The sequence below is a fragment of the Rubinisphaera margarita genome, assembly GCF_022267515.1.
GTDB classification, from domain to species: Bacteria; Planctomycetota; Planctomycetia; order Planctomycetales; family Planctomycetaceae; genus Rubinisphaera; species Rubinisphaera margarita.
In genome coordinates this window covers 75724-101915 of sequence record NZ_JAKFGB010000021.1, presented here as the reverse complement: position 1 = coordinate 101915, position 26192 = coordinate 75724, and the positions used below count along the sequence as shown (strand labels likewise).

Here is a 26192-nt window from a genome sequence, read left to right as displayed (position 1 = left end):
GACGTAGTTCCTCACTCAACATGAGCTTGACGGCGGTGTGAGTCGTGGCACAATGAGGGACAGAGATCAGACAAAAGATGACGAAGACCTCAATCGGAGATTCCATCCTGTAAATGACGACAGGATGGGAAGGAGAATGCATGGCGGACAAGCCGGACGACGAGAAGCTATCAACTGGGATCGACGGACTGGACGAGGTATTGGAGGGTGGTTTTCTCCCGCAGAGAGCCTATCTCGTTCGCGGAACGGCTGGCACTGGGAAAACGACAATTGGCTATCACTTCCTGACAGCGGGCGTCGCCCGGGGGGAACGATCCTTATTAATCACGCTGGGTGCTCCTGAAAGCCGAATTCGCTCAGATGCCGAGAGTTTTGGGTTCGACCTGAACGACATTCCCGTTATTGACCTGACTCCGGAACCCGATTTCTTCACGAAGTCGCAGACGTACGACATCTTCTCGCCTGCCGACGTCGAACGTGAGCCGATCACTCAGAGAATTACGCAGCAGATCGAATCGCAAAAGCCTGAACGGGTTTTTGTGGACGCGATTTCCCAGTTCCGGTATCTCGCCAGCGATCCTCAGCAGTTTCACAAGCAGACGCTCGCGTTCCTCCACTATCTCACGGAGATGCAGGCGACCGTTCTGTTCACGTCGGAATTCAGTCCTGTGAATCCGGACGACGACCTGCAGTTTCTGTGTGATGGGATTCTCAATCTGGAGAATGCGGAACATGGCCGCACGCTTCGGGTCAGCAAGTTCAGGGGCTCCGGGTTCCAGGAAGGCGCCCACGCGTTGAGAATCACCGGCGAGGGAATGAATGTGTATCCTCGTCTGCTCCCGGAATCGCATCATCAAGCCACGACGTTCGAGCCGCTCTCTTCCGGAGTCGCCGGTCTGGACGAAATGCTGCACGGGGGACTGGAACGAGGTACGGCCACCTTGATCACGGGACCGGCTGGTGTCGGGAAATCAACTCTGGCAATGCACTTCATCCGTGAAGCGGCCCGGCGAGGCGAACATTCCGTCGCCTACCTGCTGGAAGAATCGGTCATGAGCCTTACGCGACGATGTGAAACGATCGGGATCCCTGTTGAAGAAATGACCAAGCAGGGGACGCTGTCACTCAAACAGGTCGAGCCTCACCGGTACATGCCCGAAGAGTTCGCGCGCATTGTTCGTCATGAAGTCGAGTCACAGAAGGCCCGCTTCGTCGTGCTTGACAGCATGACAGGATATCGCGCTTTCCTGCGGGGCGACAATCTGCTGACCGATCTCCATACGCTCTGCCAGTATCTGCAGAACATGGGCGTCACGGTCCTGCTCACCAACGAGGTTCAGGAAGTCGCCGGTGGATTCCACGTGACGGAGCATGGAGTCAGTTACCTCGCCGGCAATGTGATCTACATGCGCTACATGGAACGTCGTCTGGCAACCGGAGCGCTGGAAGTGCGCCGGTGTGTTGGCGTCCTGAAGAAGCGTCTCTCCGACTACGAGAAAAGCGTGAGAGAACTGCAGATTACAACGACAGGGATCAAAGTGGGAGAACCGCTTATGGGCTTGCAAAGCGTTCTCAGCGCCATGCCAGTTGTATCCGAATAATCGTCCTGAGTCAGGGATCGAAGGGCATGGGAGAGGCATGAGTCGCGTCCTGTTATTGATGGACCATAAGGAGAATCGTCGGTTGCTGCATCATTGGCTGGCTTCGCAATACGAAGTTCTAGCCGAAGATAGCGACGAGGCGATCGAGCAGGACTACGATCTCGGACTATTGGACGGGACCGCCCTTAACCGCGTCGCGCCACGTCTTCAGCTCCGCAAAGCGAAGGAAGAACCGATTTTCCTTCCATTCCTTCTGGTCACGCCTCGTCGGGAAATCAGCTTTCTGACCCGGCATCTGTGGAAGAGCATCGACGAGGTCATTTATAGTCCTCTCGACAAGCTGGAATTTCAGGCACGGCTCGAAGTGCTGCTTCGTGTGCGAAGACAGGCTGTGGAACTGCATCGGCGTTCCGAACAGGAACTGCAGAAGAGCAACGAGCAGTTGCGGCGACAGGCGGAGGCCCTGCAGGAAGCGGACCGCCGCAAAGACGAATTTCTCGCGGTCCTGGCGCACGAACTTCGAAATCCACTGGCTCCGATCCGTACCGGTCTGGAGTTGCTGCGGATGGCCGGCGATGACCGAGAGATGGTCGAAGAGGTTCGCACCACGATGGAAGTGCAGACGCAGCAACTGGTCCGCCTGGTGGATGATCTCCTCGACGTCTCCCGCATCACAAGCGGAAAGATCACGCTACGGAAGGAACGGCTGAAACTGGAGACTGCTGTCCAAAGCGCAATCAACGCCACTCGCTCCCTCATCGAGGAACGCGAGCATGAACTCACTGTGACTCTCCCGCCGCAGACCATTTATCTCCAGGCTGATCCCACTCGCCTCGCTCAAATCATCTCCAACCTGCTCAGCAATGCGGCGAGGTACACCTTGAACGGCGGTCATCTTGAGCTGACCGCCCGGCAAGACGATGGCCATGTTCTGGTGACAATTAAAGACAACGGAATCGGCATCCCTCCCGAGATGCTGGACGAAATCTTCGAGATGTTCGCACAGGTCGACAGAACACTGGAGCGATCGCAAAACGGGCTCGGGATTGGACTCTCACTCGTTAAGCGTCTCACAGAAATGCACGGGGGGACTGTCGAAGTCCATAGTGACGGGCCCGGATGCGGCAGTGAGTTTACAGTTCGTCTGCCGATTCTGGTCGAGCAAATGCGCGACGCCCGGGAAGTCGACACCCAAGTCCCGGTCCACTCCAAAGTTCGCCGCGTCCTCATCGTCGACGACAATAAAGCGGCGGCGCAAATGCTCGGCGCCGTCGTGAAATTGATGGGTAACGAGATTCGTACCGCTGATGACGGACTCCAGGCTCTCGAAGTCGCGAGTGAGTTTCTGCCGGACGTGGTCTTGATGGACCTCGGCATGCCGCGGCTAAACGGCTATGAAGCCGCGCGACGAATGCGCGAACAGCCTTGGGGCCAGAATATCGTCCTCATCGCCCTGACAGGGTGGGGCCAGGACGGAGACCGACAACGAACCAGTGAGGCTGGTTACGACTGTCATCTGGTCAAGCCCATCGAACCGGCTGCCCTGCGAAAAGTGCTTGAGGACTACCAGCCATAGGCCGGCCTTGATGATGTGCTTCGCCTCTGGGAGATCGAGACTGGCGACGAACAGGCCCGGCTCCAGCGCCCCGGCAAATCCCTGCAGAACATCACCGTGCTGCCTGCGGGCAATCAGTTCCTGACCGGAGGTGGAGGATTCTGGGACGGAAAGAAAGCTGTTCGCACCGGCGACAACACCCTGCGTCTCTGGCGACTCCCGGCGCGTGCGAGAGCGAATGGCACTGTGATTCTATAACGACACCAGAGTTGGCGGTCGCTTTGAATCGGGGCTTGTTCGTGCTGTGTCGAGGGGAGTCTTCCTTTTTCCCTCAAAGCGTGTCGCTCTTGTTTTCGACACCATTTCCACGATGATCGGGGAACAGGTGCCGGCGGCGACGGTAAAGCGTCCCGCAGAAGCCCATCTGAGCCGATCCTCGAACGTCAAGTGTTATCCGATGACTTCCTCTCTTCGCCATCCTATCGACATCGGTCTCGTCATTGCGGGTCCCGTGGAGCACGTCGACCGCAGGGCCATCGACAATGTTGTCGCCACTTTGCAGCGACATCTCGTAAACTCGCTCCCCAACTTCGATTGGAAAATCGAAATTCTGCATCGCGAGGAATGGCGAGTCAGTCATGTTGCCGAGCCGACCGAGCTTTTACTGATGTCTCAGAGCGAACGCGACGAACGTGGGTGGGACATGGTCCTGGTGGTGACGCTGGCAGAGCTGGAAAGTCACTTCAAGCCGTTCTGCTACGCGGCGATCGCAAACAGTCTGGATGCGGTCGTGTGTTCAACGGCACGCCTCGATCCGCGGGCGAGCGAGCCAACCGCAAATGATGACAGTCGCATTCAGCAACTTGGCTCACGACTCCACATCGTCGTACTGCACGCACTCGGACATTGGTGCAGGCTTGACCATGTCGAAGACCCCGCCAATATCATGTTCGACTTTCAGGCCCTCGCCGATGTCGATCAGGCGACGACGTTCGAACAGAGTCAACTCGATCAGATGACCGATTTCCTGGCCGATATTGCTGACCAGCGTCTGGAAGAACGAGCCGGAGCAACACAGACCTGGACGCCGCTTTTCTATCTGCAGGCGACCTGGGAGAATCGTGGCGAGATCATCGACGCGGTCTGGCGGGCGCGGCCGTGGCAATTTCCTTATCGTCTCAGTCGACTGACGACGGCAGCTGTTTCGACCATGCTCGTCTTGCTGATGACTGCTGAGACATGGGATATGGCGACGAAACAGCCCGCCTCGATTGCCGTGGGTCTGATGGTCTCAACTCTGATTTTGACGACGGGCTACGTGGCCGGACGGCAGCAGTTGTTTCTGCGCCGCGGCAGGCGGCGACTTACCGAGCAAATCGTGACGAGCAATGTCGCGGCAGCGGCCATCGTGGGCGTGGGGATGTCGATCATGTTCTCGCTGCTGTTCATACTGACCCTTCTTGCGTGCTGGATACTCTTTCCCGCCGAAGTCGTTAATGGATGGACAGCCTCCGTCGATTCGCCGCTCCAGATCGGACACTACCTGCGAATGGCGACCATTGTCGGATCACTGGGGATCGTCATCGGAGCCCTGGGTGCCTCTTTTGAAGAGCAGCATCATTTTCGGCATGTGGTCCTTGTGGATGAAGAAGTCTAGAGCCTTTTCATGCGTCTCCTGCAGTCGCATGGCTGCCAATCCCCTGCCATGCTGAGTTTGCTTCCGCGAACGCCTGCATTCGCTTTTTGCATTTGCATTTGCATTAGAGCGGATCGCTCTACCATATGTCCGCAAATGAGCGTTGAATCGCCTGAAACGCTGCATTTTTCGCGGACCGAACGGTTACACCAGAAAGTAAACTGCTCCAGCACGAAACGGGCTCTCTCTCCGGGCTTCCATCGCTACCGACAACTGCTACTCCGCTGGTATGACATTTGCCAGATTTCCAGCCATCACTAATGTCCTCCCTCCCCAAGGAACCTCCCATGCGTCCCAAACGCATCATCGTAACTGCGACTGACCACTTCCGCCTGCGTCAGGTTCTGAACGGCTCGTATGCGCAGGCTGCTGATCCGCAAACCCGGCGCGATCTGGATACGGAATTACAGCGAGCTGAGATCGTCGACTCGCTCAGCGTGCCTCCGGATGTTGTCACAATGAATTCCGTCGTGGAACTGAGAGATCTCGAGGACGACTCTCTGGACGTCTACACGCTGGTGTACCCCAGCCGGGCGGATATCGCTGAGGGCCGCCTCTCAATTCTGTCTCCGATTGGAACTGCCATTCTCGGATACCGCGCCGGAGATGTCATCGAATGGCGGGTGCCCGCCGGTCTGCGTCGGCTCCGCATCGAGACCGTCGAACTGCAACCTGAACGGGAAGGACAGTATCAACTCTAGCGAACGTCCCCAGCGAGGCGTCGGATGATTCATCCCGTGGTTGATCGCTTGAGACGTGTCGCCTTCTGTTGACAGTGTCACTTCCGGACGACGTTTTCCTCTCCCTTTGTTGCCAAAATCGCGATTTTCCTGCCCCGGCACAGCTGTTGCATCTCGTAAAATAAACTACGGCATGGAACTCTCGCCTCAGCCCTTTCTACTGGGAGAAACCCGTCATGTCTCAAGTCGATCCCATCCGCGACGACCTGGATCAGCTGCCGCATCACGATCGCTTTCAGGAACTGCTTCCCTCCGAACAGCTCCTTGGTTTGCTGGTCGTCATCCTCACGCTGTTGTTGGCGATTGTGCTTCGCTCCTACTGATGACAGTAGCATCGTCGACGATAGAATGGAGCCATGGCCGGCCAGCACACACCTCAGAGACGCGATTCCGAGATGAACGATCATTCGGTATTTCGAGCGATTGCGAACTGTACCTACGATTGGGAAAGCTGGCACCAGCCGAATGGCAAGCTGCTCTGGGTGAACGCGGCTGTGGAACGGATCACCGGATATTCGCCGCGTGAATGCCTTGAGATGACGGACTATCCGCTGCCGCTGGTCGGAGGCGAATATCGTTCACGAATCGAACTCATTCTGCAGGACGCGATCGCCGGAGGCAGTGGCAACGACGTTGATTTTCAGGTTGCTCATCGGGACGGCTCCAGCAGATGGGCCGCCGTGTCGTGGCAGCCAATGTCCGACCAGACGGGACGGAATCGCGGGTTTCGGGCCAGTATTCGTGATGTGACGGAACGGCACCAACTCAGAGAAGAGTTGCGGCTTTACAATCAACATCTCGAACAACTCGTGCAGGAGCGGACCGCGAGAATTGCCCAGCTGGAGAAACAACGGCTGCGAATGGAAAAGCTGGCCGCTCTCGGTCAAATGGCAGCCGGTGTCGCTCACGAGGTGAACAATCCTCTGGCCGGAATTCGCAATGCTTTCGCCCTGTTTCGCAGTAATCTCACTCCTGATGATGACAACTATGAACTGCTCGATCTGATCGACGGCGAGATCGAACGTATCAGTTCGATCACTCACCAGATGTATCAGCTCTATCGGCCCAGCCAACAGGCGCCCCGCCAGTTCGATTTGCGGCGAACGATTGCCGACGTCGTTATCCTCGTTCAGCCACTGTCGGAGAAAGCGAACGTCCAGGTCCACTGGGAAGCCCGCGACTGCGTGGCTTCGGAAGATCTGGCGGCAACGGAGGTGGTCCTGCGCGAGGGCGAACTGAAGCAAATTCTGTTGAACGTGCTCCGTAACGCCGTTCAGGCCAGTCCGTCTGGCGGTCATGTTGAAATTGACGTCTCGACTCGGCTCGGCGAAGTCAGAATTCGAGTGACGGATGACGGGCCGGGCGTGCCCGACGAATTTGCGGCCCGCTTATTCGAACCCTTTTTCAGCACGAAGTCTGAGACCCGCGAAGGGATGGGACTCGGCCTGTCGGTCTCCCGCAGCCTTGCGGAAGCCATGGGCGGTTCAATCCGCATCGACAATCGCGAACCTCACGGTGCGTGTGTGACCATTACTCTGCCACGTCTGATCCACAGTGATGAATGACCCGCGACAGAAAAAACGAATTCTGATAGCCGATGACGAGCCGCTGTACCTGCGAACGACCGGTCAGCTCCTGAGACAGGCCGGCTACGAGTGCGTCTGTGTCGCAGACGGCGATGCTGCTCTGGAGAAACTCCGCGACGAACCGTTCGATCTCATTCTGTCGGACCTGAATATGCCGGGGAATCTCAAACTCGAACTGCTACGCCAGGGTCGATCTGAGTGGCCGCATATTCCACTGATCGTGATCACAGGTGTGCCGTCCCTCCCCACAGCCATCGAAAGCGTGCGTTTGGGGATCGCCGACTATCTGCTCAAGCCGGTGAAGTACGAAGACCTGCAGGCCAGTATTGCTCGCGTCCTGGCACATTCGACAGTTCCCGAAGTGGAACCGGCCGACGGGAGGAGCACCGGTACGGAACTTCTCGAAAGATTTCCTGAGATCATCGGCCGCAGTGCCGTTATGCGGGAGGTGCTGGAAATCGTGGAACGGGTCGCTGAGAGCGATGTTAACGTCCTGATTTCCGGAGAAAGCGGAACGGGTAAGGAGGTGATCGCCCACGCGATTCACAACCACAGTCGGCGTCGCGATCACAGTTTTCAGATCATCGACTGCACGGCCATTCCGGAGTCGCTATTCGAATCGGTTGTCTTCGGGCATGCGCGGGGTGCCTTCACCGGCGCCGTGAAAGATCAGGAAGGACTGCTGAGTCAAAGCCATCTCGGCACGGCGTTCTTTGATGAACTCGGAGAGCTCCCGCTCGATTCCCAGGCTAAACTCTTGCGGGCCGTGCAGGAACAGGCTTTCACGCCGGTTGGGAAGAACGAACTTCGTAAGGTCGACACTCGATTCATCTGTGCGACGAACCGCGACCTGCAGGACGAAGTCGACGCCGGGCGCTTTCGGCAGGATCTGTTCTATCGACTCGGAGTAATCAACCTCGAACTCCCCCCCTTGCGTGATCGCGGAGAAGACGTGATGCTCCTGGCCTCTCATTTTCTGAATTATCTGCAGCAGGGCGAACCTCGCATTGTCCGATTCTCGGCGGAAGTCGCGGAGGCGTTTCGCGTCTATCGCTGGCCCGGCAATATTCGCGAATTGCGAAATGTGATCGAACGTGTCGTCGCACTGTCGAGAACAGATACTGTCGAACTCTCGGACCTCCCTCGGCCAATGCTCGAGGACAATGCGACGGCCCTCCCGGCATTCTCCTCTTCAGAAATCTCGCGAGAAGAAGCTCTGGACAACGCGGACCAGGACTACCTCATCGCTCTACTCAAGAAACACCGAGGCAACGTTTCCAAAGCGGCCCAGCAGGCTGGCCTATCCCGGCAGGGAATGCACAAGCTGCTCGGACGCTACGGATTAGATGCCGCTGACTTCCGCACGTGATTTTGGCGTTCGCCGTCGCTGTCAACACGAAGCGTCATCCTGTCATCTGGAGTTGACAGTTCCTGAGATCAAGAGGCGACTCTCGCTCTCCGGAACCCGCCGCCTTGTCGATTATTTCCCAACGGTTCTGCAGAAATCCACAACAGTTCCCGCATTCCGCAGGTTAATCTCCGCAATGGCCCGCCTCTTGCGTTGTAGTTGGACGACTCCAGAAATGAGGCCTGTCATGTCCGCAAATCTCATCGATCGATCCCGATCGCGACCACCCCAGTCGCATAAAAGTTCACCTGCTGCCGAGAGCCGCCGACTTTCCAGCGAACCATCTCTGCTCTCTCCGGTGACAGAGTCGAGCGAAACACGATTCATCGCCGGCTACGTGCTCTGCATGGCGATCGTTTGCGTGAGCATTCTCCTGCTGATATACGCCAGCATTCTCTTCGCTCCGGAGTACGTTCAGATTCCAGCCGATGCGATCGACAGGTAAAGAACGGTCCGAGACGATTCAGGCGATAATCTCCTTCACCACCCGACTCGGCTCCACGCCTGTCAGACGGAAGTCGAGGCCCTGATAGCGATGCGAGAAGCGTTCGTGGTCGATGCCCAGCAGATGCAACGCCGTGGCGTGCAGGTCGCGAACGTGAACCGGGTTCTCGGCGACGTTGTAGCTGAAATCGTCGGTCGCTCCGTAGCTGAAGCCCGACTTGATTCCCGCTCCCGCCATCCAGACCGTGAAGCAGCGAGGGTGATGGTCGCGTCCCGCGTTGGGATCGTTCCATTTGCCCTGCCCCGCGACACCCCGCCCGAATTCGCCTCCCCAGATGACCAGCGTGTCATCCAGCAGTCCACGCTGCTTGAGATCGGTGACAAGTGCCGCACTGGCCTGGTCGGTGTCCTTGCATCGCGAGACGCACCACGAGCTGAGCCGCGAATGGTGGTCCCAGTCGGGATGGAACAACTGAATGAACCGCACATCCCTCTCTGCCAGCCGACGAGCGAGAATGCAGTTGGCGGCATAACTTCCCGGGCGGCGTGAGTCGGGTCCATAGAGCTCGAACGTCGACTCCGGTTCATCACTCAGGTCGGTCAGTTCCGGAATACTAGTCTGCATCCGAAACGCCATCTCGTACTGTTCGATTCGCGTTTCAATCTCGGGATCGAGCGTCTTCTCGAAGTGCTGCTGATTGAGAGCCCCCAGGCCATCCAGCATCTCCCGGCGAAGCTCCGGCGGAAAACCGTCCGGGTCGTTCAGGTAGAGAACTGGATCTTTGGCGCTGCGAAGTTTCACTCCCTGATGTTTCGACGGCAGAAAGCCGCTGCCCCAGTAATGATCGTAAAGCGGCTGATCGCTCGGTCGCTTCATCCGCGAGAGCATGACGACATAATCGGGCAGATTGCGGTTCATGCTCCCCAGTCCGTAACTGGCCCAGCAGCCAAAGCTCGGCCTGCCGGCCAGTTGATGTCCGGTGAGGAATTTCGTCATGGCCGGAGCATGGTTGATCTGATCGGTCACCATCGACTTCACAAAACAGATCTCGTCCGCAATCGATCCGATGTGCGGCAGCCATTCGCCAACCATCGCACCGCATTCGCCATGACGCTGAAACTTCGCCACGGGCGGCAGAATCAACTGCTGTTGATTGGCCGTCATGCCTGTCAGCCGCTGGCCCTGTCGCACACTGTCCGGCAATTCGGTTCCGGCCAGCTTGTGAAGTTCGGGCTTGTAATCGAACAGCTCAATCTGTGACGGTCCCCCCGACTGCGTCAGGAAGATGACCCGCTTCGCTTTCGGCGCAAAGTGCGGCAACTCCGGGAGCGAAGTCGACAAGGCACCGGCTGAGGCGGTCGCAGTCTCTGCGGCCAGCAGCGAGCCGGCGGCGATCGCACTCAGATTCAAACCGCTCTCGGCAAGGAATTGACGTCGGGTATTATTCAGCATCGAAAAACTCATCACGGACTCTTCTGCGGTTACTCGCTGGAAATTGCTTCATCAAGATTGAGCACCAGACTCGCCACGGTCATCCACGCAGCCGTGGTCGGAGACTGTTCCAAGGAGACTTCCGATTGTTGCCCCACCTCTATGAAGGTCGGGGCAGCGTTCGGATCTTGAGAGAAATGTTTATAAGCGCTGTCGTAAACATCGCGGAGTTGAGCACGCTCTTCCGCCGACCATTCACGGCCGAGAACTCGCTCGCCAAGCAGGTTGACTCCCTCTTCGAATCCTTCGCTCGAGGCGGCCAGATCGGCCAGAGCCCGAGACGACTCGAGCATGGTTTCGTCATTCATCAGTGTCAGTGCCTGAAGCGGCGTATTTGTGCGGTTGAGCCGCACTTCACAGACGCGTCGCTGAGCACTGTCGAACAGAAACGTGGGTGCGCTCGACCGCCGCCAGAAGGAGTAGACGGTTCGCCGATACTGGTCCGGTCCCAGGCTCGGCTCGTACTTGAATCGTCCCATCGTGATCTCAGACCAGACTCCGGGCGGCTGGTAAGGGTAGACGGGAGGCCCACCCACGGTCGGATTCAATGTGCCCGACACCTGCAGAGCATTGTCCCGCAACATCCAGGCCGGCAACCGGTATCGCGGGGCTAGGGCCAGAAGCCGGTTGTCAGGATCCCGCTCCCGCAGCTCGGCTGATGCGACGCTGCTTTGCCGAAAGGTTTCACTCGTCGCAATCAGTCGCAGAATATGACGCAGATCCCAGTCGTGCTCGATCAGTTCGACCGCCAGCCAGTCGAGCAGTTCGGGATGCGTGGGAAGTTCCCCCTGCAGACCAAAGTCGTCGGGCGTTCGCACCAGGCCGACGCCGAACATGATCTGCCAGAGATGATTGACCACCACGCGCGATGTGAGCGGGTTGTCCCGATTGACCAGCCAGCGGGCGAAATCGAGACGATTGTTGAGAGCCCCTTCCGGCCATTCGAGCACACTCGGAATCGCGCCCGCCTGAACGACGTCCCCTTTCGCATCCCAGACGCCGCGGACAAGAACATGCGTCTCACGCGGCTGCTCGCGTTCCTTCAGCACCATGACCGCACGCGGTTTCGCCTGTCCTCGCAGCGACTTGAGTTGACGCTGGGCCTGTTCGAGCCGCTGACGAACCTGTTGATACTCCGCATCACCAAGCAGGTACTGGGCTCTCAACCGTTTCAACAGATCCGGAGAGATTTCATCAATACTCGAAACGTCGGCACTACGAAGTTCCTGAATCGGCGAAGCTCCGTCGGCTCGGCGAACGGTCTCGCCCCGTTCACTCGCCAGCGAAATGCGAAACCGTCCGATGTTCGCGTGCCCGAGTGTTGACCGCTGCTGCAGAACGAAAACCAGTCGATCTCCCGGCCGCACTTCGAAAGGACTCTTAAGTTCGTACACCCCGACATGCGGCTCGACCGTTTCCGCTCCTTCAGTCGTCCAGCCGTCGCGGGCGTCATCGTTGAGTGTTTCCTTGATGTGCGAGTAACGCAGATCCCAGTTCGACTCCCGCTTCTTGGAGGCTTCATAGTCCGCCACCGCCCCGGCGATTTCCAGATCTTCTTCGGTGGGACTGCCGGCTCGTTTCGCCAGAACTTTGACACTGGTCAGGATGAAGTCGCCGGTACCGTGCCGCGTGAACATGCCGTTCTGGTGCGATTCGTGAGGAAAGATCTCCACGCTCCAGCCACTCACCTGCGACATGTTCTGCGGCACCGGAATCTCGATGCGGTAATCATCCTGCTTCAGATCCGGCCCGGACGTCTGGATCACGCTGTCCGCCGAGACATCGAACTTTGTCCCCTCCGCACTGACGACACTGGTCGGCCGCGGCGATCGCCACGTCGAGTAGTCGCTGTCGGACTGGCTCAGCTGTTCGCTCAGCCACGCATTGAACCGCTGCTCAGCCGCAGCGATCCCGGTTTTCTCTTCGGCTGCGCACTTCGAGACGAACTTCTCCAACGCCTCGATCTGATTCTCGACATGCGGAGACTGATAGTTCAAATACGGTTTCGCTCCCTTCCCGGCTCGACCATCTTCATCGATGCTGTTGAAGAGTGCGGACAGCGAGTAATAGTCGTGCTGCGTGACGGGATCGAACTTGTGCGAGTGACATTGGCAACAGCCGAGCGTCAGCCCCAGCCAGACCGTTCCCGTGGTATTTACCCGATCGATCACGTAATCGATTCGCGACTCTTCCGGATCGCGTCCCCCTTCTCCGTTCGTCATATGATTGCGGTGGAAGCAGGTCGCCAGGATCTGTTCGTCAGTCGCGTCCGGCAGCAGGTCCCCCGCAAATTGTTCAATCGTGAACTGATCGAACGGCATGTTCTTCTGAAACGCCGTGATCACCCAATCCCGCCACGGCCAGTTCTCGCGGGTGGCGTCCTGTTGGAATCCGTCGGAATCGGAATAGCGAGCCGCATCCAGCCACCACATGGCCATTCGCTCCGCATGATGCGGCGAAGCCAGCATCCTTTCGATCGCAGCCGCCCACGCCTCGTCCGTCGGTTCTTCGACGAACGCACGGGTCTCCTCAACCCGGGGAGACATCCCGGTTAGTGCGAACGAAAGCCGACGCAACTGAGTGTGAGCCGCCGCCCGCGGAGAAAGCGTCAGTCCTTCGGCGGCCAGCTTACGTTGAACCAGAGTATCGATGGGATGGCCGGCACTTTCGGAAAGCTCCGGCCTGACCGGAGGTTCCAACGACCAGTGCTTTCCCCATTTGGCTCCGTCGAGAATCCAGCGACGAATAGCCTCCCGCTCCGCTTCGCTGAGTGGCGTGCGATGCGAGTCGACGGGCGGCATCACGAGATCCGGGTCATCGGTCGCGATCCTCTGCCACAACTCACTCTGTTCAAGCTGTCCCGGCACGACGGCTGCATAGTCGCCCCGATCCTCTTTGGCGGCAGACTCCAGATCGAGACGCAACTCCGCTTCGCGGTGACTCTCATCCGGTCCGTGACAGTGAAAACAGCGGTCGGACAGGACCGGCAACACGTCGTGTGAAAACGAAACCTCATCAGCCGCGAATGCTGTCGCCGCCCCGAAGGAAATCAACAACATCGACAGAAACGTGACCATATGTATCGAAATATCGCGAGCAAATATCATAATGCGTTGATTATAGACGCAGCGGCCCCTTCTGTCTCGGATCGTCCCCCGACTTTTCCCGTGTCCCCCGGCCTCGAGTATTCTGCTCCAGCGCGATCGGTTCCGGGAAACTCGGCAAACGGAGACGGACCGGAGGCGTGTCGGGTACGCTCACGTTAATCAGTCTCGGAATCACGTTCTGTGAGGAGCTTTTATGGACACAATCCGTCGTCAGGGGACCGTGCAGAGTCTGGCGTTCCTCGTCTGCCTCCTGTTCAATTGGACCGTGTCGGCTGAGCCGAAAGCCCCGACAGACGATGCGTCTCCCCCGATCCCGGTTCTTTCTCCGCTCAACCCAGCCCCGCAGGAACCAGTCTTCGCCGTGGTGTCCAAGCAGGGAATGAGAATTCTTCTTTCGCGAGACGACGGACTGACGTGGCGTCAGGTTTATCTCGGCTCCGACGACCTGGAAGACGGCGGCTGGCATGGGCATCACGCTGTTTACGGAATGGCGTATACTGAGGGAGTCATTGCTGCTTTCTCGGGGTGGGGAAAACCGGGTCACTACATCGGCTCGGTCGATGGGAAGAACTGGGGGAGCCTGTGGCCGCCCGAGTCCAGGAAAGACCAGATCTGGGCCTGGAGTGCGGCTGCCGGGAAAGGCGTGATGCTGACTTCCGCTTCCCAGTGGCAACCGATGGCCATTGCTTCCGACTTCACCAACTGGCGGACAGAAAGTGTGAAGCCGCTGCTGGACGGCGGAAAAACGCATCACATGGTCGCCGGCTATGGAGACTACGGCGATGGCACTTTCGTCGTTGTCGGTGACGAGCAGCACGTCTTTTACAGCCGGGATCTCGGAACCTCCTGGCAACACGCCAGAGTTCCCGCCGAGGCGGGAAAAGGACAGGACGCCGTCGCTTACGGCAATGGCGTGTTTCTCTGCAGCTTTCCCGATGTGGTCGCACGCTCGGCCGATGGCGGGGAAACGTGGACGCTGCATCCGCATGGCATCTCCGGCCGGCTTTCGTGGAGGGGGCTCAGCTTTGTTCGGAACGAGTTCTGGCTGACCTCCCGAAACGGAAAGGTCGCCCGCCGGAGTAAAGACGGTATTCACTGGCACGATCTTCCGGCCGGAACTCCGGGAGGAGTTTTCCTCGAGGCGGAAACGGGAACGATCATCAATATCGAGCGAAATCGTTACGACATCCGTCGCAGCACGGACGGGAAGAACTGGACTACGGTTTTCGAAGCTCCGCAGCAGAATGTGACCTGGAGCCTTTCACTTGGCGTGTACGGGCGAATCAAAACGTCCGAGTAACGCATTGGAATACGAACTGGCCGGTCTAAACTCTCCTGTGAAAGCGAGCGCGGCTCCGCTCTTGCGGCATCCACATTAAAGCGGATCGCTCTACCGTATGTCCGCGAATGAGCGTCGAATCGCCTGAAACGCTGCATCTTTCGCGGACCGAACGGTTACACCAAAAAGTAAACTGCTCTAATCAGGGGAAGGTCAACGATGGTTCAAGACTTCTTCCGTGCCTCATTCGCGACTCTGTTCATTCTGCTTTCTCAGTCGATCGCGTTCAGCCAGGATGAACTCCCTGCGTGGAACCAGTGGCGGGGACCGGAACGAACTGGAGTCGTTATCGGACCGGCATGGCCTCGCTCTCTGAATGAAGACTCCCTGGAAAGAAGCTGGCGGGTCGAACTTCCGCCCAGCTATTCCGGCCCCGTCCTGTCCGATCGGGCGGTCTTTGTGACGGGAACAGAGAACAAAGAAACCGAAGTTGTTCTCGCCCTCGATCGAAACACCGGAGCGGAGCTGTGGAGAGCCGAATGGCCTGGCTCGATGTCGGTCCCTTTCTTTGCCGCCTCGAATGGAAGCTGGATTCGCGCCACTCCCGTGTACGATGGTTCGAGCCTGTATGTAGCCGGCATGCGAGACGTTCTCGTCTCACTCGACGCCGAGACCGGCGAAGAACAATGGCGGGTCGACTTCGTGAAAGAACTGGGGACACCGGTCCCGTCATTCGGATTCGCCAGCTCCCCCCTTCTCGATGGCAACTTTCTGTACGTTCAGGCCGGGGCCTCCCTCATCAAACTCGACAAAGAGACCGGTGAGATCGTCTGGCGGGTGCTGAAGGATGACGGAGGCATGATGGGAAGCGCCTTCTCGTCGCCAACAATTGCGACGCTCTCGGGGAAACGCCAGCTCCTTGTCCAGACACGACTAAGACTGGCAGGCGTCGATCCAGACAGCGGAGAAGTTCTCTGGGAACAGGACGTCCCAAACTTCCGGGGGATGAACATCCTCACTCCCATCCCTTTCGAGAATGGAGTCTTCACGAGTTCCTATCGGAACAAAGCCTGGTATTACGAAATCTCCCGGACGGACGAGCGATTCAATGCGACAGAAAAATGGAGTAACAACGCGCAGGCATACATGTCCACGCCCGTTGTCATCGACAACCACGCTTACCTGCACCTGCAGAATCGGCGCTTTACCTGCATTGATCTTCGCACCGGCGAACGGACATGGACCTCCGAACCGTTCGGCAAGTACTGCAGCATGGTTGCCAAGAAGGACCTCATCCTCGCTTTGGACGAGCGGGGAATTCTCCTGCTGATTCGAGCCAGTCGCGAGAAGTTCGAGCTTCTCGATGAGCGAAAAGTGAGCGACGAAGAAACGTGGGCCCACGTCGCAGTAAGTGGTCCAGACGTGATCGTTAGAGAACTGAACGCCGTGAGCGTCTTCCAATGGCGGAAGCCTGCTCCTGAAGATACCGATCGCAATTAGAGTGGATCTCTCTACCATATGTCCGCGAATGAGCGTTGAATCGCCTGAAACGCTGCATCTTTCGCGGACCGAACGGTTACACCAGAGAGTAAACTGCGCTAAGTCTGCCTGGAATTCGGCCTTCGGAAGAACGTGTGCTGAGGGCCGAGATAGAAACTCATCGTCGTAGCGAGCAGCCTGGTCGTCTGCCGCATGCTGGAACAACGGTCGGCAAGCTTAAAACGACTTGTTCACTCAGCATAAAGTGACAGCAACCCGGAGAGGGCCTGTTCGATCATTTCTCGCTTCTTGAGTCCATCGCGCAACTGCAATGCAATGCCGGTCTCCCCCCAGCAGGCTCCGGCGATCTGACCGCAGACAGCTCCTGTTGTGTCAGCATCGTCTCCGAGGTTGACGGCCCTGAGAACTGCTTCCTCAAAGCTGCTCGCATCGTGAAATGCCCAGAGGGCGGCTTCAAGGCTCTTCACGACATAACCGCTTCCCTGAATGGCTGGCGGTCGGAGTCCCCGAAAGCTTCCCGAGGCGACCGCATCAATCTCGGGATGCAGGGGACTCATCACCCGTAAGCGGGCCAACGGCTCCCAGTTCGGTGAAAGGACCTCCTCGCGGTCGAGTCCATGAATCAATCCCGCCAGAATGAGAGCCATGTATCGACATGCGGACTGGCACTGCGGACTCGCGTGGGTGGGTAAGCTGGAATCTGCTGCGAGCCGGATCAACTCTTCGATAGTTGCCGGGAACAGCTCCGCATATCGAATCGGCACAGGTGCGAGTCGCATGATCGAACCGTTGCCACTGGCGCTGCTTGCAGGATCACCGGAAGATCGCCCTGCTCCGTGTCGTTCGAAGCGGGCAAGGGCGGCTCGCGTTGTGATTCCGATGTCGAAGCATTTCCCGTTCACGGAATAGACGCCGTTTCTCCACCAGGAAACGTATCTCCGAGCCTGATCGTCCAAATCCCACCCCGACGCGGTGATACTGTCCGCCAGCGCCAGGGCCATACTCGTATCATCGGTCCATTCCCCCGGATCAAGACCATGCGGACCGCCGGCCCGATACCCCGTCACCGCAGGAAAAGTTCCGGGCGGCTTGAATTCGACGGCAGCTCCCAGCGCATCCCCAACTGCCAGACCGATCAGACAGCCGCGCTGGCGGTCTTTTCTGTTTTCACCCATGTCACAATTCTTCCAACGCGAGCCTGGATACGAAGACGACTGAACGATCACCCCCACGCATTCTGACCGGGCTTGAACCCGGTGGCCATTCTGACAGAATCTAAGAGCAATGATCCTGCTTAGAATACCTGTTCCGATTTTTCAAAGTACGATCTCCAGACAATACCGGGGTGAGCTCAGATCTCCAATGACTGCTTATGCCCGTAAAAGAATCACAACACAGATTGAGTCCGCAGACGCATCGCGGAATCACGAATCCAGAAACAACCCGGGGAGAATGATGATACGAACAATTCGTGATGCCTGTTTCGTGATTGCTCTGATTGCTTGCAGCACATTAATGAGTTCCGGGGCGGATGATTCCGACAGGTCGGCAGCTGGCCACGCCTCTACAACGTCACGAGATAACGCGCATCGAACTGAATCGCCAGGTCCGCCCGGCGAACGATCTCCGATCTGCCTGACGGCCAACGACATGTCGATCGCGACCGGTAAACCGTCGCTGGTGCTCATGTCGAGCGTCTCCACGCACATACCGGTCTGGTCCCTTTCCGGCGGCACTCCCGGGCAGTCTGTGGCTGGTCTCGTAAGTGGTATCCCGAGAGAATGTTCGGCGGTCAAGGTTGAGATTGTCGTAACATCGACGGACGCACAGACGAGTCCCGAATTTACAGATCTCTACAGAGTTCACTTATCGCAGATGGTCGAGGATGCCCCATTTACTGCCCGATATGCGTTGGGAAAGCCGGTGCGAACCGCGCTTCCAGCCGGGCCGCTCCACACACGGACCATCGTTCTGGAGTCCTACTACGAAGTCGTTCCCGATGCCCCTCTGACGGTACGTATTCAGCGAGAGCCAGGTCTCCCTGGCGACACGTTCACACGCCCGACTGGCCTGGCGATGGTGAAGATCACGCCGCTGGATGCTCTGGAAGAGCCGCAGGTTGTACAGGACGTCAGCGGCTACAACTCATGGCCAATGATTCAGGCGATCGGGGAGAAGCTGGTCTGCGTATACAGCCGAGGCACCGCCCACTCGATCACGGAAGATGTCCGTGCCGTGTATGCCCGGACTTCCACCGATGGCGGAAAGACATGGACGGCGGAAACCGTTGTCGCCGACACGCCGGGTTATGGTGAAGTGACTGTCGGCAAAGGGCTCGATTCGACCGGAGCGATGCTTCTCTGGGTCCGCCGAATTGGAACGGACTGGAACCACGACCTTTACCGCACCACCGATGGGGTGACATTCACGCGAGTGGCGACGCCCGAACTTGACGTGCGGCCCATGCAGATTACCGACATCTTCGCAGTCCCGGAAGTTGGCCTCATGGCTCTGTGGTTCGCCGGGAATTACAGTGCAGAGCCCGTTCACTCGTGGGGCCTGATGACCAGCAGCGATGATGGCAAGACATGGACACAAAAGCCGATTGAATCCGGGCTGACCAGAACCGACTGGCCGACCGAACCCTCTGCGGTCTACCTCGGCAATGGCTGGATCCTGGCAGTGGGACGAACTGAAAGCGGCGGAGAATCGCAGTTCCAGATGATCTCAGAAGATTTCGGCGAAAGCTGGACGAGACACCGAACTAATATCGCCGATATCTCCGCCTCCACGCCCAGCTTGATTCTCGATCCCGACACCGGATTGCTGAGTAACTACTACTACGAACGCGGCCGGGGTCTTCTTCGCCGCCGTGTCGTCGATCCCGAAAACATCTTCAACAATCCATTGAGCTGGCCCGACTCCGAAGTGATTGCCACAGCGAGCCCGATCGCGTGGGATTCGGGCAATGCGAACGCCACCGTGATCGACGACACCCACTACGTTAGCTTTTACTCCGGAGAGGCTCCTGACACCTCGGTTATGGTTTCCGCAGTCCCCACCCCTCCGTCCGAGCCTTCATCAACTCGCCCCGTGGAAGATTCAGCAGACAGATAGAGCATTTCACTGGAGCGATGCTTGAAGATGTAACCGCTCCGTTCGCATCCAATCCAGCGTTTCAGCCGAAAAGGCGGACATCCGATAGACCGCTCCACTCGAGAGTACGATTCGCTTTCAAATGGCATACAACAAGGAAACATGAGATGTCAGGATACAAAGTGCCCGCCGACCTCGGACGAAGAGCATTCCTCAGAAATGGTTCGCTGTTGCTGACAGCCGCGACCTTGAAAACGGGAACTCTGTTTGCGGAGAACCAGAGTCCCAGCGTCAGAATCGGACTCGTGACCGACCTGCATTATGCCGACAAGAACCCCGGAGGTTCGCGGCACTACCGCGAGACGCTCGATAAGCTGGAAGATGCCGGCCGGCAGTTTCAACAGGATCAGCCAGCTCACGTCGTCGAGCTGGGCGATTTTATTGACGCGGCCGATTCCGTCGAAGTCGAAAAGAAATACCTCAGACGGATCAACAAAGAGTTCGCCGCGCTGCCCGGTCAGAAACATTACGTCCTCGGCAATCATTGTGTGGACACGCTCACCAAAGACGAGTTCCTCGGAGAGGTCGGTCAAAAGCACTCGTACTATTCGTTCGATGCAGGAGGATTCCATTTTGTCGTGCTCGATGCCTGTTTCCGCAGCGACGGCACCTCTTACGGACGGAAGAACTTCCAGTGGACCGACCCGAATGTTTCGAAGGAACAGCTCGAATGGGTTGCTGCGGATCTGAAAGAGTCCGGTAAAAACACCATTGTGTTCGTCCATCAGCGACTCGACGTGAGCAACAGTTATGGAGTGAAGAACGCCTCAGAAGTGCGGCAGGTCTTCGAAGAGTCCGGGAAGGTCCTGGCTGTCTTCCAGGGACACAGTCATAAGAACGACCTCAAGGATATCAACGGCATCCACTACTGCGTGCATCGTGCGATGGTCGAAGGGTCCGGACCAGAGAACAACGGATACTCCATGCTGGATGTCTTTGCGGACGGCTCGATCCGCGTCACTGGCTTTCGCGAGCAGCAGGATTACCAGTGGGACTCCTGAGACGGTCGTGAACTCCGACGAAGCATTATGCCATGATCTCGTGCACGGGTTTTCCGTAAACGTCCGTCAGACGATAGTCTCGCCCGGCGTAGTTGAATGTCAGACGGGTATGGTCGAATCCGAGCAGATGGAGGATCGTGGCGTGCCAGTCGTGAATGTGAACCGGGTTCTCGACGGCTTCATAGCCGAGTTCGTCGGTCGCTCCGAAGCTCAACCCGCGTTTCACACCGCCGCCTGCCATCCATAGAGTGTAGCCTTTGTTGTTGTGATCCCGGCCGGTTCCGCTTTGAGCGTAAGGAGTGCGACCAAATTCGCCTGCCCAGATCACCAGCGTATCATCGAGCAGGCCGCGAGCTTTCAGATCTTTGAGAAGAGCGGCCGCCGGCTGATCTGTCGCCAGGCAACTCTCCTGCAAAGCCGGCTTGAGCCGGAAGTGATGGTCCCATTTCGCTGGTGCAGTGATCTCCACGAATCGCACTCCCGCCTCGACCATTCTTCGAGCCAGCAGGCACTGACGTCCAAAGGAATCAGTCGGCAATCCCGAACCGATGCCGTACTGCTTCAGCGTCTCTTCGGACTCGGCGGAAAGATCGAGAACCTCCGGAATTTCGCCCTGCATGCGGAAAGCGAGTTCGAAGGACTCAATCGCTCCTTCGATCTCCGGGTTGTACTGATCTCTCGCGAGTTTGTGTTCATTGAGATCCCGGATCAGATCCAACTGCCTCCGCTGTTGCCGTGACGTAAGCTGTTGGTTTCCGATGTTCTTCAGCGGAGGGCCTGGTTCAGAATCGACTCCCAGCAGAGCCGCGTAAAATCCGGGGATCTGATTCGTGCCGATGCGAGTGGCCTGACAAACTGCTGGCAGAAACGCGCTGCCGTAATTCTGCGATCCGCCATTGTCGGACGGAGGATTGAGCGTGACGAAACCGGGCAGATTCTCGTTCTCGGACCCCAATCCGTACAAGGACCAGGCGCCCAATGATGGACGGGTAAACTGAAAGCTGCCGGTATGCATCTGCAAGAATGCCTGGGAATGATTCGGCAGATCGGTCTGCATGCTTTTGATAAAGCACAACTCGTCCGTCATCGTCGCCAGATGCGGCATCAGTTCTGAAACCCACTGGCCGGACTCGCCGTGTTGAGCAAACTGGAATGGCGACTCCATCAGTCCGGCGCTTCCCTTCAACGCGCTCTCGGCCGTCTTCTGCCCGGACATCGATTGCAGCTTCGGTTTATCGTCGAACAAGTCAATGTGAGACGGGCCGCCATTCATGCAGAGAAAGATCACGCGTTTGGCCCGGGCCGGGAAATGAGCTGGCTTCGGAGTAAGTCCATCTGCCGAAGAGGAGGCTACGGCGCGTGCGGCCTGCTGGTGAGCGAGACTGGCAAATGCGAGGTAGCCGAATCCCGAGGCCAGTGATTTTAAGGCCGACCGCCGGGAGCCCCCGGGGCTGTTCATCCTCCAGAATTCATTATTCATGATCTCTCCTCGGTATTCAGTCGATATTGCGAAACTCGGCGGTCGAGAACAGCGCCTGGCAGAACGTTTCCAGAAGCCGATCGTCTTCCGGCCGGAGGCTGCCTTGAGATCGAGGTGATAAATAGACCAGAGCCCGTTCGAGTTCCTCCTGATCCGGTTCCCGGCTGAAGCACAGCAGGAACGCTTGACGGACAATCTCCTTCGGCGAATCCGATTGCTTCGACAACCGAGCGGCAAATGCCCGAGAACGCTCGGTTACAAAATCGCTGTTCATCAAATACAGAGCCTGCAGCGGAACATTGGTCGTCTCCCGTTGCCCGGTCACAAGGCTCGGTTCGGCGAAGTCGAACAGATCAAGCACATCGGGCAGTCGATCCCGGATCACCGGCAAGTAAACCGAGCGATGGACGGAACCATCCAGATCTTTCGGCAGCCGCTTATCCAGACCGATCAGAGAAATGGGCCGATCCAGAATCGTCGTGCCCACGAGCGATCCCTGAGGTCGGCTCGTCTCAAGCTCGCCTGAGGCAACGAGCATGGCATCGCGAATCGCTTCAGCCGGGAGGCGACGTTTGGCAATTCGCCAGAGCCGTCGATTATCGGGATCCTTGAGAAAGTTCGTTTCCCGAAAATGAGACGACTGCCGATAGGTGCGGGTCAGTACGAGCCGACGCACCAGTCGCTTCAACGACCAGCCGTCGTCCATGAAGTCGAGTGCGAGAAGATCGAGCAGTTCGGGATGAGAGGGAGCCTCGCCCGTCGTACCGAAATCGTCGACCGTCCTGACAATCCCAGTCCCGAAAATGTGATGCCAGACCCGGTTTACGAATACACGCGTTGTGAGCGGCTGAGAGGGGTCGGTGAGCCACTTGGCCAGTTGCATCCGACCGCTCGTGTTCTCAGGAATCTCAGGAGAGTTCTCGATCGCAATCACGCGTGGAAACCCCCGAGGCACTGGTTCACCAGGACGATCGATTTCACCACGTGCCAGCAGCGGGGCATCGATAATGATGTCGCGGTCCAGCGCCCCCATGGCAACGGGAATGGCTTGCCCCTGGTCGTCGATCTTTGCGAGCTGACCTTTCACGGCGCCGGTCCGCCAGATGTTTCCGAGCGCCTGTTGAAGCGTGAATGTCTTCTCCGGTTTCCTGCCGGAGAACGCCGCTCGCATGGCGGCATCCATCTCCGCCTTTTCAGCCTGGAGTTCGACCAGCTGCTGCTGGAGTTGCTTCGCTTTCTTCTCCGGCACCGAGGGATGCAGGATGACCTCGTCCTCGACCCGTGGAAGCCGAATCAGGTCGCCTCCCTGCTGACTGGCCGGCGAGACATGCGTGCCGAAGTAAGTCTCCGTACTCGAGAAGATCCCCGCCAGTGCGTAGTAGTCCTTCATGGCGAACGGGTCGAACTTGTGATCATGACATCGGGCACAGGCCACCGAACTGGCCATCACGGCCCGCGTCAGACTGTCAATCTGCTCGTCGACCAGATCCGCCTGGAATTGTTTCTCATTGCGTTCAGAGAGGTTCTTGGTACCCACCGCCAGAAAGCCAGTGGCGACCAGTAGCCGTGCTCGCTCTTTCTCCGTTTCATACGGCAACAGGTCGCCCGCGATTTGTTCGATCAGGAAGCGGTCCACAGGAAGATCATCATTGACACTGTCGATCACGTAGTCGCGGTAGCGCCACGCGAACGGAAATGAGATATTCGCTTCTTTCCCACTCGATTCTCCAAAGCGGGCGACGTCCAGCCAGTGGCGCCCCCAGTGTTCACCAAATCGGGGAGAAGCGAGAAGTCGATCAACCTCACGTTCAATCGCGACATCGGCTCCCCGGGTGTGCCAGTCTTCCTGGAAGCGTTCCAGATCCTCAGGCGACGGAGGCAAACCGATGAGGTCGAACGTCAGTCGACGGAGAAATTGACCGGGCTCGGCATCGGGGGAAGGCGTCAGGTCCTGTTCGAGTTGAGCCCGTCCGATGAAATGATCGATCGGATCCCGCGGCCAGTCGGCATCTTCCACATCGGGAACGTTGGCTCGTATCAGCGGTTGATAAGACCAGTGACGCGCCGCCTTCGACCACACCAGTTCCGCAGGAGGGCTGCTTTCGCTTTCAGGCTCACGCGGGTCGGGAGCCCCCATGGTGATCCATGTTCGAAAGTCATGCAGAACGTCGTCGGAAAGTCGGTCTTCGCGAGGCGGCATCTTCAGATCCGAATCGGCATGCGACATGGCCGTCAGCAGCACGCTGGCATCCGGACGGTTCGGAATCACTGCGGGGCCTCGTCCTCCTCCCGCGCGAATCGCCGCCCGATCGTCGACACGCAGCCCCCCTTCAGCGGTCTCCGTTTCCAGAGAATGGCAGTCGTAGCAATGTTTCACGAGAACGGGGCGAATCCGGGATTCGAAGAACTTGAGTTCTTCAGGGGACGGAGTCTTTGTTCCTTCCGCCACCGCCGGCTCCATTGCATGGCTCAACAGAGCGATCCCCAGCGCGAACAGTTGTGCGATTCCGATTGCGTACCGTTTCATCGATCCGTCCTTCCGGGTTCGAGAGGCGGCTCGAACTGATGAATGCGAACCTCGGCGCCTTCGTCCAGATGCCAGGAAAGGTTGTATTGCTCATCGTCCTGATGGGCAGTCTCCACCAGAGTGAACGTCACCGTGCCTCGCGACTGATCATCATCGACCGTCCACAGGACCAGCCGCACGAGCGTGTTGTTCTCGCCGACCTCCAGCAATGCCGATGAAATCAGCGGGTGCGTATGCCCGGGCTTCAAAGACGCCCAGATCAACGAATTGTCCGAGCCGACCTGAGGCTCGTCGCGCCCCGGAGCCGGGATACGATCCGCTCGCAGCTCAAAATCGGCCAGGACATGCTCGACCAGTGTCGGCATCGACATCGAGTTGATTGCACAGTACATAGCGATGTCTTCGGGCAGCGATTCACTCTGATCAGCCAGATGAATTCCCGTCGTTCTGTCCGGACTCACCCAGAGCTTTCCAGTCTCGTCGCGACCGTAGACGAGCTTGATCTTCCCGAGCGTCGCCTCCGCCCAGAAACGGTCTCCCCGCGTCCAGAGCGTCGTATCTGAAGGCCCTCTGAGAGGATTACGACCGTTCCAGTAGCCGGGACTGGGCGCGAACAGCACGCGATAACATCGGTCGACGGGGCCAGAGTGAGCGGAGTGGACATGACGAAGCACCGAAGCCGCTTCGACCGGCCAGGGTGCGAGAAAACGACCACAGAGGAAAGCAACCAGTAACGCCGCGGCAGACACGCAGGAAGCGAACATCGTTCGGGAACGACGCCGCCTGCTCGTCGCCAGGGCTGACTCAGGACGATTGGGAATCTGAGCTGTCACACGCTGGACCAGCCGCGATGCGTCGACGCGCTGTGTGAGCCCGTCGAGATACTCGCCGACGTGTCCGTCGACCGCTTCAGATTCCGTCGTGTGCCTTTCCATGCCTTCATTCCAGATAATTGCGAAGCTGCTCAGCCAGCTTGCCGCGAGCCCGATGGAGCAGCACGCGAGCGTTCCCCGATGTGATCTCCAACATCTCCGCCACTTCCGCCGCGGAGTACCCCATCACGTGCAGTTCCATCGTGGCACGCTGGTCCACAGGTAACGTTGCCAACGCCTCATCGACGGCCGCCGACAACTCATTGTGAATTGCGAAGTCCACCGGCCCGCGAGACTCCGATTCGGCTGCCCCGATCTCCAGACCGGAGAGTTCCGATTGTCTCGTGGTCCAGTTGATGCAGGCATTGGTAATCGACTTGAACAGCAGCTTCTTTCCGTCTTTGACGAGGTCATACTCATCCGACTTCGAGATCAGCCGCTGATAACAATCCTGGACGAGATCCTCCGCTGTCGTCGCGTCGCGGACGAGCGTTACGGCATACGCCAACGCTCCCGGCGCAGTCTCCTCGACCCACTGGCTCAACTCGTGATTCTGCAGGCGACGCCTCACGGGGATCTCTCTCAACTCGCCAGCTTGCCCCGGATGGGCGTATGCCTCCCGATATCAACACATCCGGGCGAGGAACGTTACAGGCTTTTCCCGGAATTCTGTCGAACTGGCTAAAACAAATTCAAAATCCGACTGCTGGAGTGGCATGACAATGCTCTATCTCTCGCCCGATTTCCA

21 protein-coding genes are annotated in these 26192 nt (G+C 58.0%); 13 read left to right on the top strand and 8 right to left on the bottom strand.

Annotated features, from left to right (window positions below):
- Positions 1-140 precede the first annotated feature (140 nt).
- The 9 genes from L1A08_RS20300 to L1A08_RS20260 all read left to right on the top strand — a co-directional run bounded on the left by L1A08_RS20300 (position 141) and on the right by L1A08_RS20260 (position 9031).
- Positions 141-1601 (top strand): ATPase domain-containing protein, encoded by a 1461-nt coding sequence (locus L1A08_RS20300; RefSeq protein WP_238758367.1) that lies wholly within the window; start codon positions 141-143, stop codon positions 1599-1601.
- A 37-nt stretch (positions 1602-1638) separates the two neighbouring features.
- On the top strand, positions 1639-3177 hold the full coding sequence (locus L1A08_RS20295) for an ATP-binding response regulator (RefSeq protein ID WP_238758366.1): 1539 nt from the start codon (positions 1639-1641) through the stop codon (positions 3175-3177).
- 15 nt (positions 3178-3192) lie between these two features.
- On the top strand, positions 3193-3414 hold the full coding sequence (locus L1A08_RS20290; RefSeq protein ID WP_238758365.1) for a hypothetical protein: 222 nt from the start codon (positions 3193-3195) through the stop codon (positions 3412-3414).
- Positions 3415-3613: 199 nt separating this feature from the next.
- Complete coding sequence (locus L1A08_RS20285) at positions 3614-4813, top strand: hypothetical protein (protein WP_238758364.1); 1200 nt, start codon at positions 3614-3616, stop codon at positions 4811-4813.
- 326 nt (positions 4814-5139) lie between these two features.
- Positions 5140-5553 (top strand): nucleoside diphosphate kinase regulator, encoded by a 414-nt coding sequence (gene rnk, locus L1A08_RS20280; protein WP_238758363.1) that lies wholly within the window; start codon positions 5140-5142, stop codon positions 5551-5553.
- A gap of 215 nt (positions 5554-5768) precedes the next feature.
- Positions 5769-5915 (top strand): hypothetical protein, encoded by a 147-nt coding sequence (locus L1A08_RS20275; RefSeq protein WP_238758362.1) that lies wholly within the window; start codon positions 5769-5771, stop codon positions 5913-5915.
- A gap of 72 nt (positions 5916-5987) precedes the next feature.
- Positions 5988-7157, top strand: coding sequence for a sensor histidine kinase (locus L1A08_RS20270; RefSeq protein ID WP_238758361.1), 1170 nt, complete (start codon positions 5988-5990; stop codon positions 7155-7157).
- Positions 7150-8547: a sigma-54-dependent transcriptional regulator gene (locus L1A08_RS20265; protein ID WP_238758360.1), complete on the top strand. Its 1398-nt coding sequence runs from the start codon at positions 7150-7152 to the stop codon at positions 8545-8547. Before L1A08_RS20270 ends, L1A08_RS20265 begins: the two co-directional genes overlap by 8 nt.
- Positions 8548-8773: 226 nt before the next feature.
- Complete coding sequence (locus tag L1A08_RS20260) at positions 8774-9031, top strand: hypothetical protein (RefSeq protein WP_238758359.1); 258 nt, start codon at positions 8774-8776, stop codon at positions 9029-9031.
- Positions 9032-9049: 18 nt separating this feature from the next.
- Here L1A08_RS20260 and L1A08_RS20255 read toward each other — a convergent pair whose 3' ends face one another.
- Positions 9050-10495, bottom strand: coding sequence for a DUF1501 domain-containing protein (locus L1A08_RS20255; RefSeq protein ID WP_238758358.1), 1446 nt, complete (start codon positions 10493-10495; stop codon positions 9050-9052).
- 17 nt (positions 10496-10512) lie between these two features.
- Complete coding sequence (locus L1A08_RS20250) at positions 10513-13581, bottom strand: PSD1 and planctomycete cytochrome C domain-containing protein (protein ID WP_238758357.1); 3069 nt, start codon at positions 13579-13581, stop codon at positions 10513-10515.
- A 241-nt stretch (positions 13582-13822) separates the two neighbouring features.
- On the opposite strand from L1A08_RS20250, the gene L1A08_RS20245 reads away from it, so the two are divergent.
- On the top strand, positions 13823-14929 hold the full coding sequence (locus L1A08_RS20245) for a WD40/YVTN/BNR-like repeat-containing protein (protein ID WP_238758356.1): 1107 nt from the start codon (positions 13823-13825) through the stop codon (positions 14927-14929).
- Between the two features lie 198 nt (positions 14930-15127).
- Positions 15128-16408, top strand: coding sequence for a PQQ-binding-like beta-propeller repeat protein (locus L1A08_RS20240; RefSeq protein WP_238758355.1), 1281 nt, complete (start codon positions 15128-15130; stop codon positions 16406-16408).
- Positions 16409-16638: 230 nt separating this feature from the next.
- On the opposite strand, the gene L1A08_RS20235 is transcribed toward L1A08_RS20240, so the two are convergent.
- Both L1A08_RS20235 and L1A08_RS20230 read right to left on the bottom strand, forming a co-directional pair.
- On the bottom strand, positions 16639-17583 hold the full coding sequence (locus L1A08_RS20235; RefSeq protein WP_238758354.1) for an ADP-ribosylglycohydrolase family protein: 945 nt from the start codon (positions 17581-17583) through the stop codon (positions 16639-16641).
- Between the two features lie 249 nt (positions 17584-17832).
- The gene (locus tag L1A08_RS20230; RefSeq protein WP_238758353.1) at positions 17833-18096 is read right to left on the bottom strand and encodes a hypothetical protein; all 264 of its coding nucleotides are present in this window, start codon (positions 18094-18096) and stop codon (positions 17833-17835) included.
- 235 nt (positions 18097-18331) lie between these two features.
- Between L1A08_RS20230 and L1A08_RS20225 the strand changes: the two genes are divergently transcribed.
- Both L1A08_RS20225 and L1A08_RS20220 read left to right on the top strand, forming a co-directional pair.
- Positions 18332-19525, top strand: coding sequence for a sialidase family protein (locus L1A08_RS20225; RefSeq protein ID WP_238758352.1), 1194 nt, complete (start codon positions 18332-18334; stop codon positions 19523-19525).
- A gap of 146 nt (positions 19526-19671) precedes the next feature.
- Positions 19672-20565 (top strand): metallophosphoesterase, encoded by an 894-nt coding sequence (locus L1A08_RS20220; RefSeq protein ID WP_238758351.1) that lies wholly within the window; start codon positions 19672-19674, stop codon positions 20563-20565.
- Between the two features lie 25 nt (positions 20566-20590).
- Here the strand turns inward: L1A08_RS20220 and L1A08_RS20215 are convergent, their stop codons facing one another.
- From L1A08_RS20215 to L1A08_RS20200, 4 genes are read right to left on the bottom strand one after another with little or no spacing between them, the layout of a single operon-like run.
- Complete coding sequence (locus L1A08_RS20215; protein WP_238758350.1) at positions 20591-22045, bottom strand: DUF1501 domain-containing protein; 1455 nt, start codon at positions 22043-22045, stop codon at positions 20591-20593.
- A gap of 16 nt (positions 22046-22061) precedes the next feature.
- Complete coding sequence (locus tag L1A08_RS20210; RefSeq protein WP_238758349.1) at positions 22062-24572, bottom strand: PSD1 and planctomycete cytochrome C domain-containing protein; 2511 nt, start codon at positions 24570-24572, stop codon at positions 22062-22064.
- Complete coding sequence (locus L1A08_RS20205; protein ID WP_238758348.1) at positions 24569-25507, bottom strand: hypothetical protein; 939 nt, start codon at positions 25505-25507, stop codon at positions 24569-24571. Before L1A08_RS20205 ends, L1A08_RS20210 begins: the two co-directional genes overlap by 4 nt.
- 4 nt (positions 25508-25511) lie before the next feature.
- Entirely contained in the window at positions 25512-26015 is a 504-nt protein-coding gene (locus tag L1A08_RS20200) for an RNA polymerase sigma factor (protein WP_238758347.1), read from the bottom strand.
- Positions 26016-26192 lie beyond the last annotated feature (177 nt).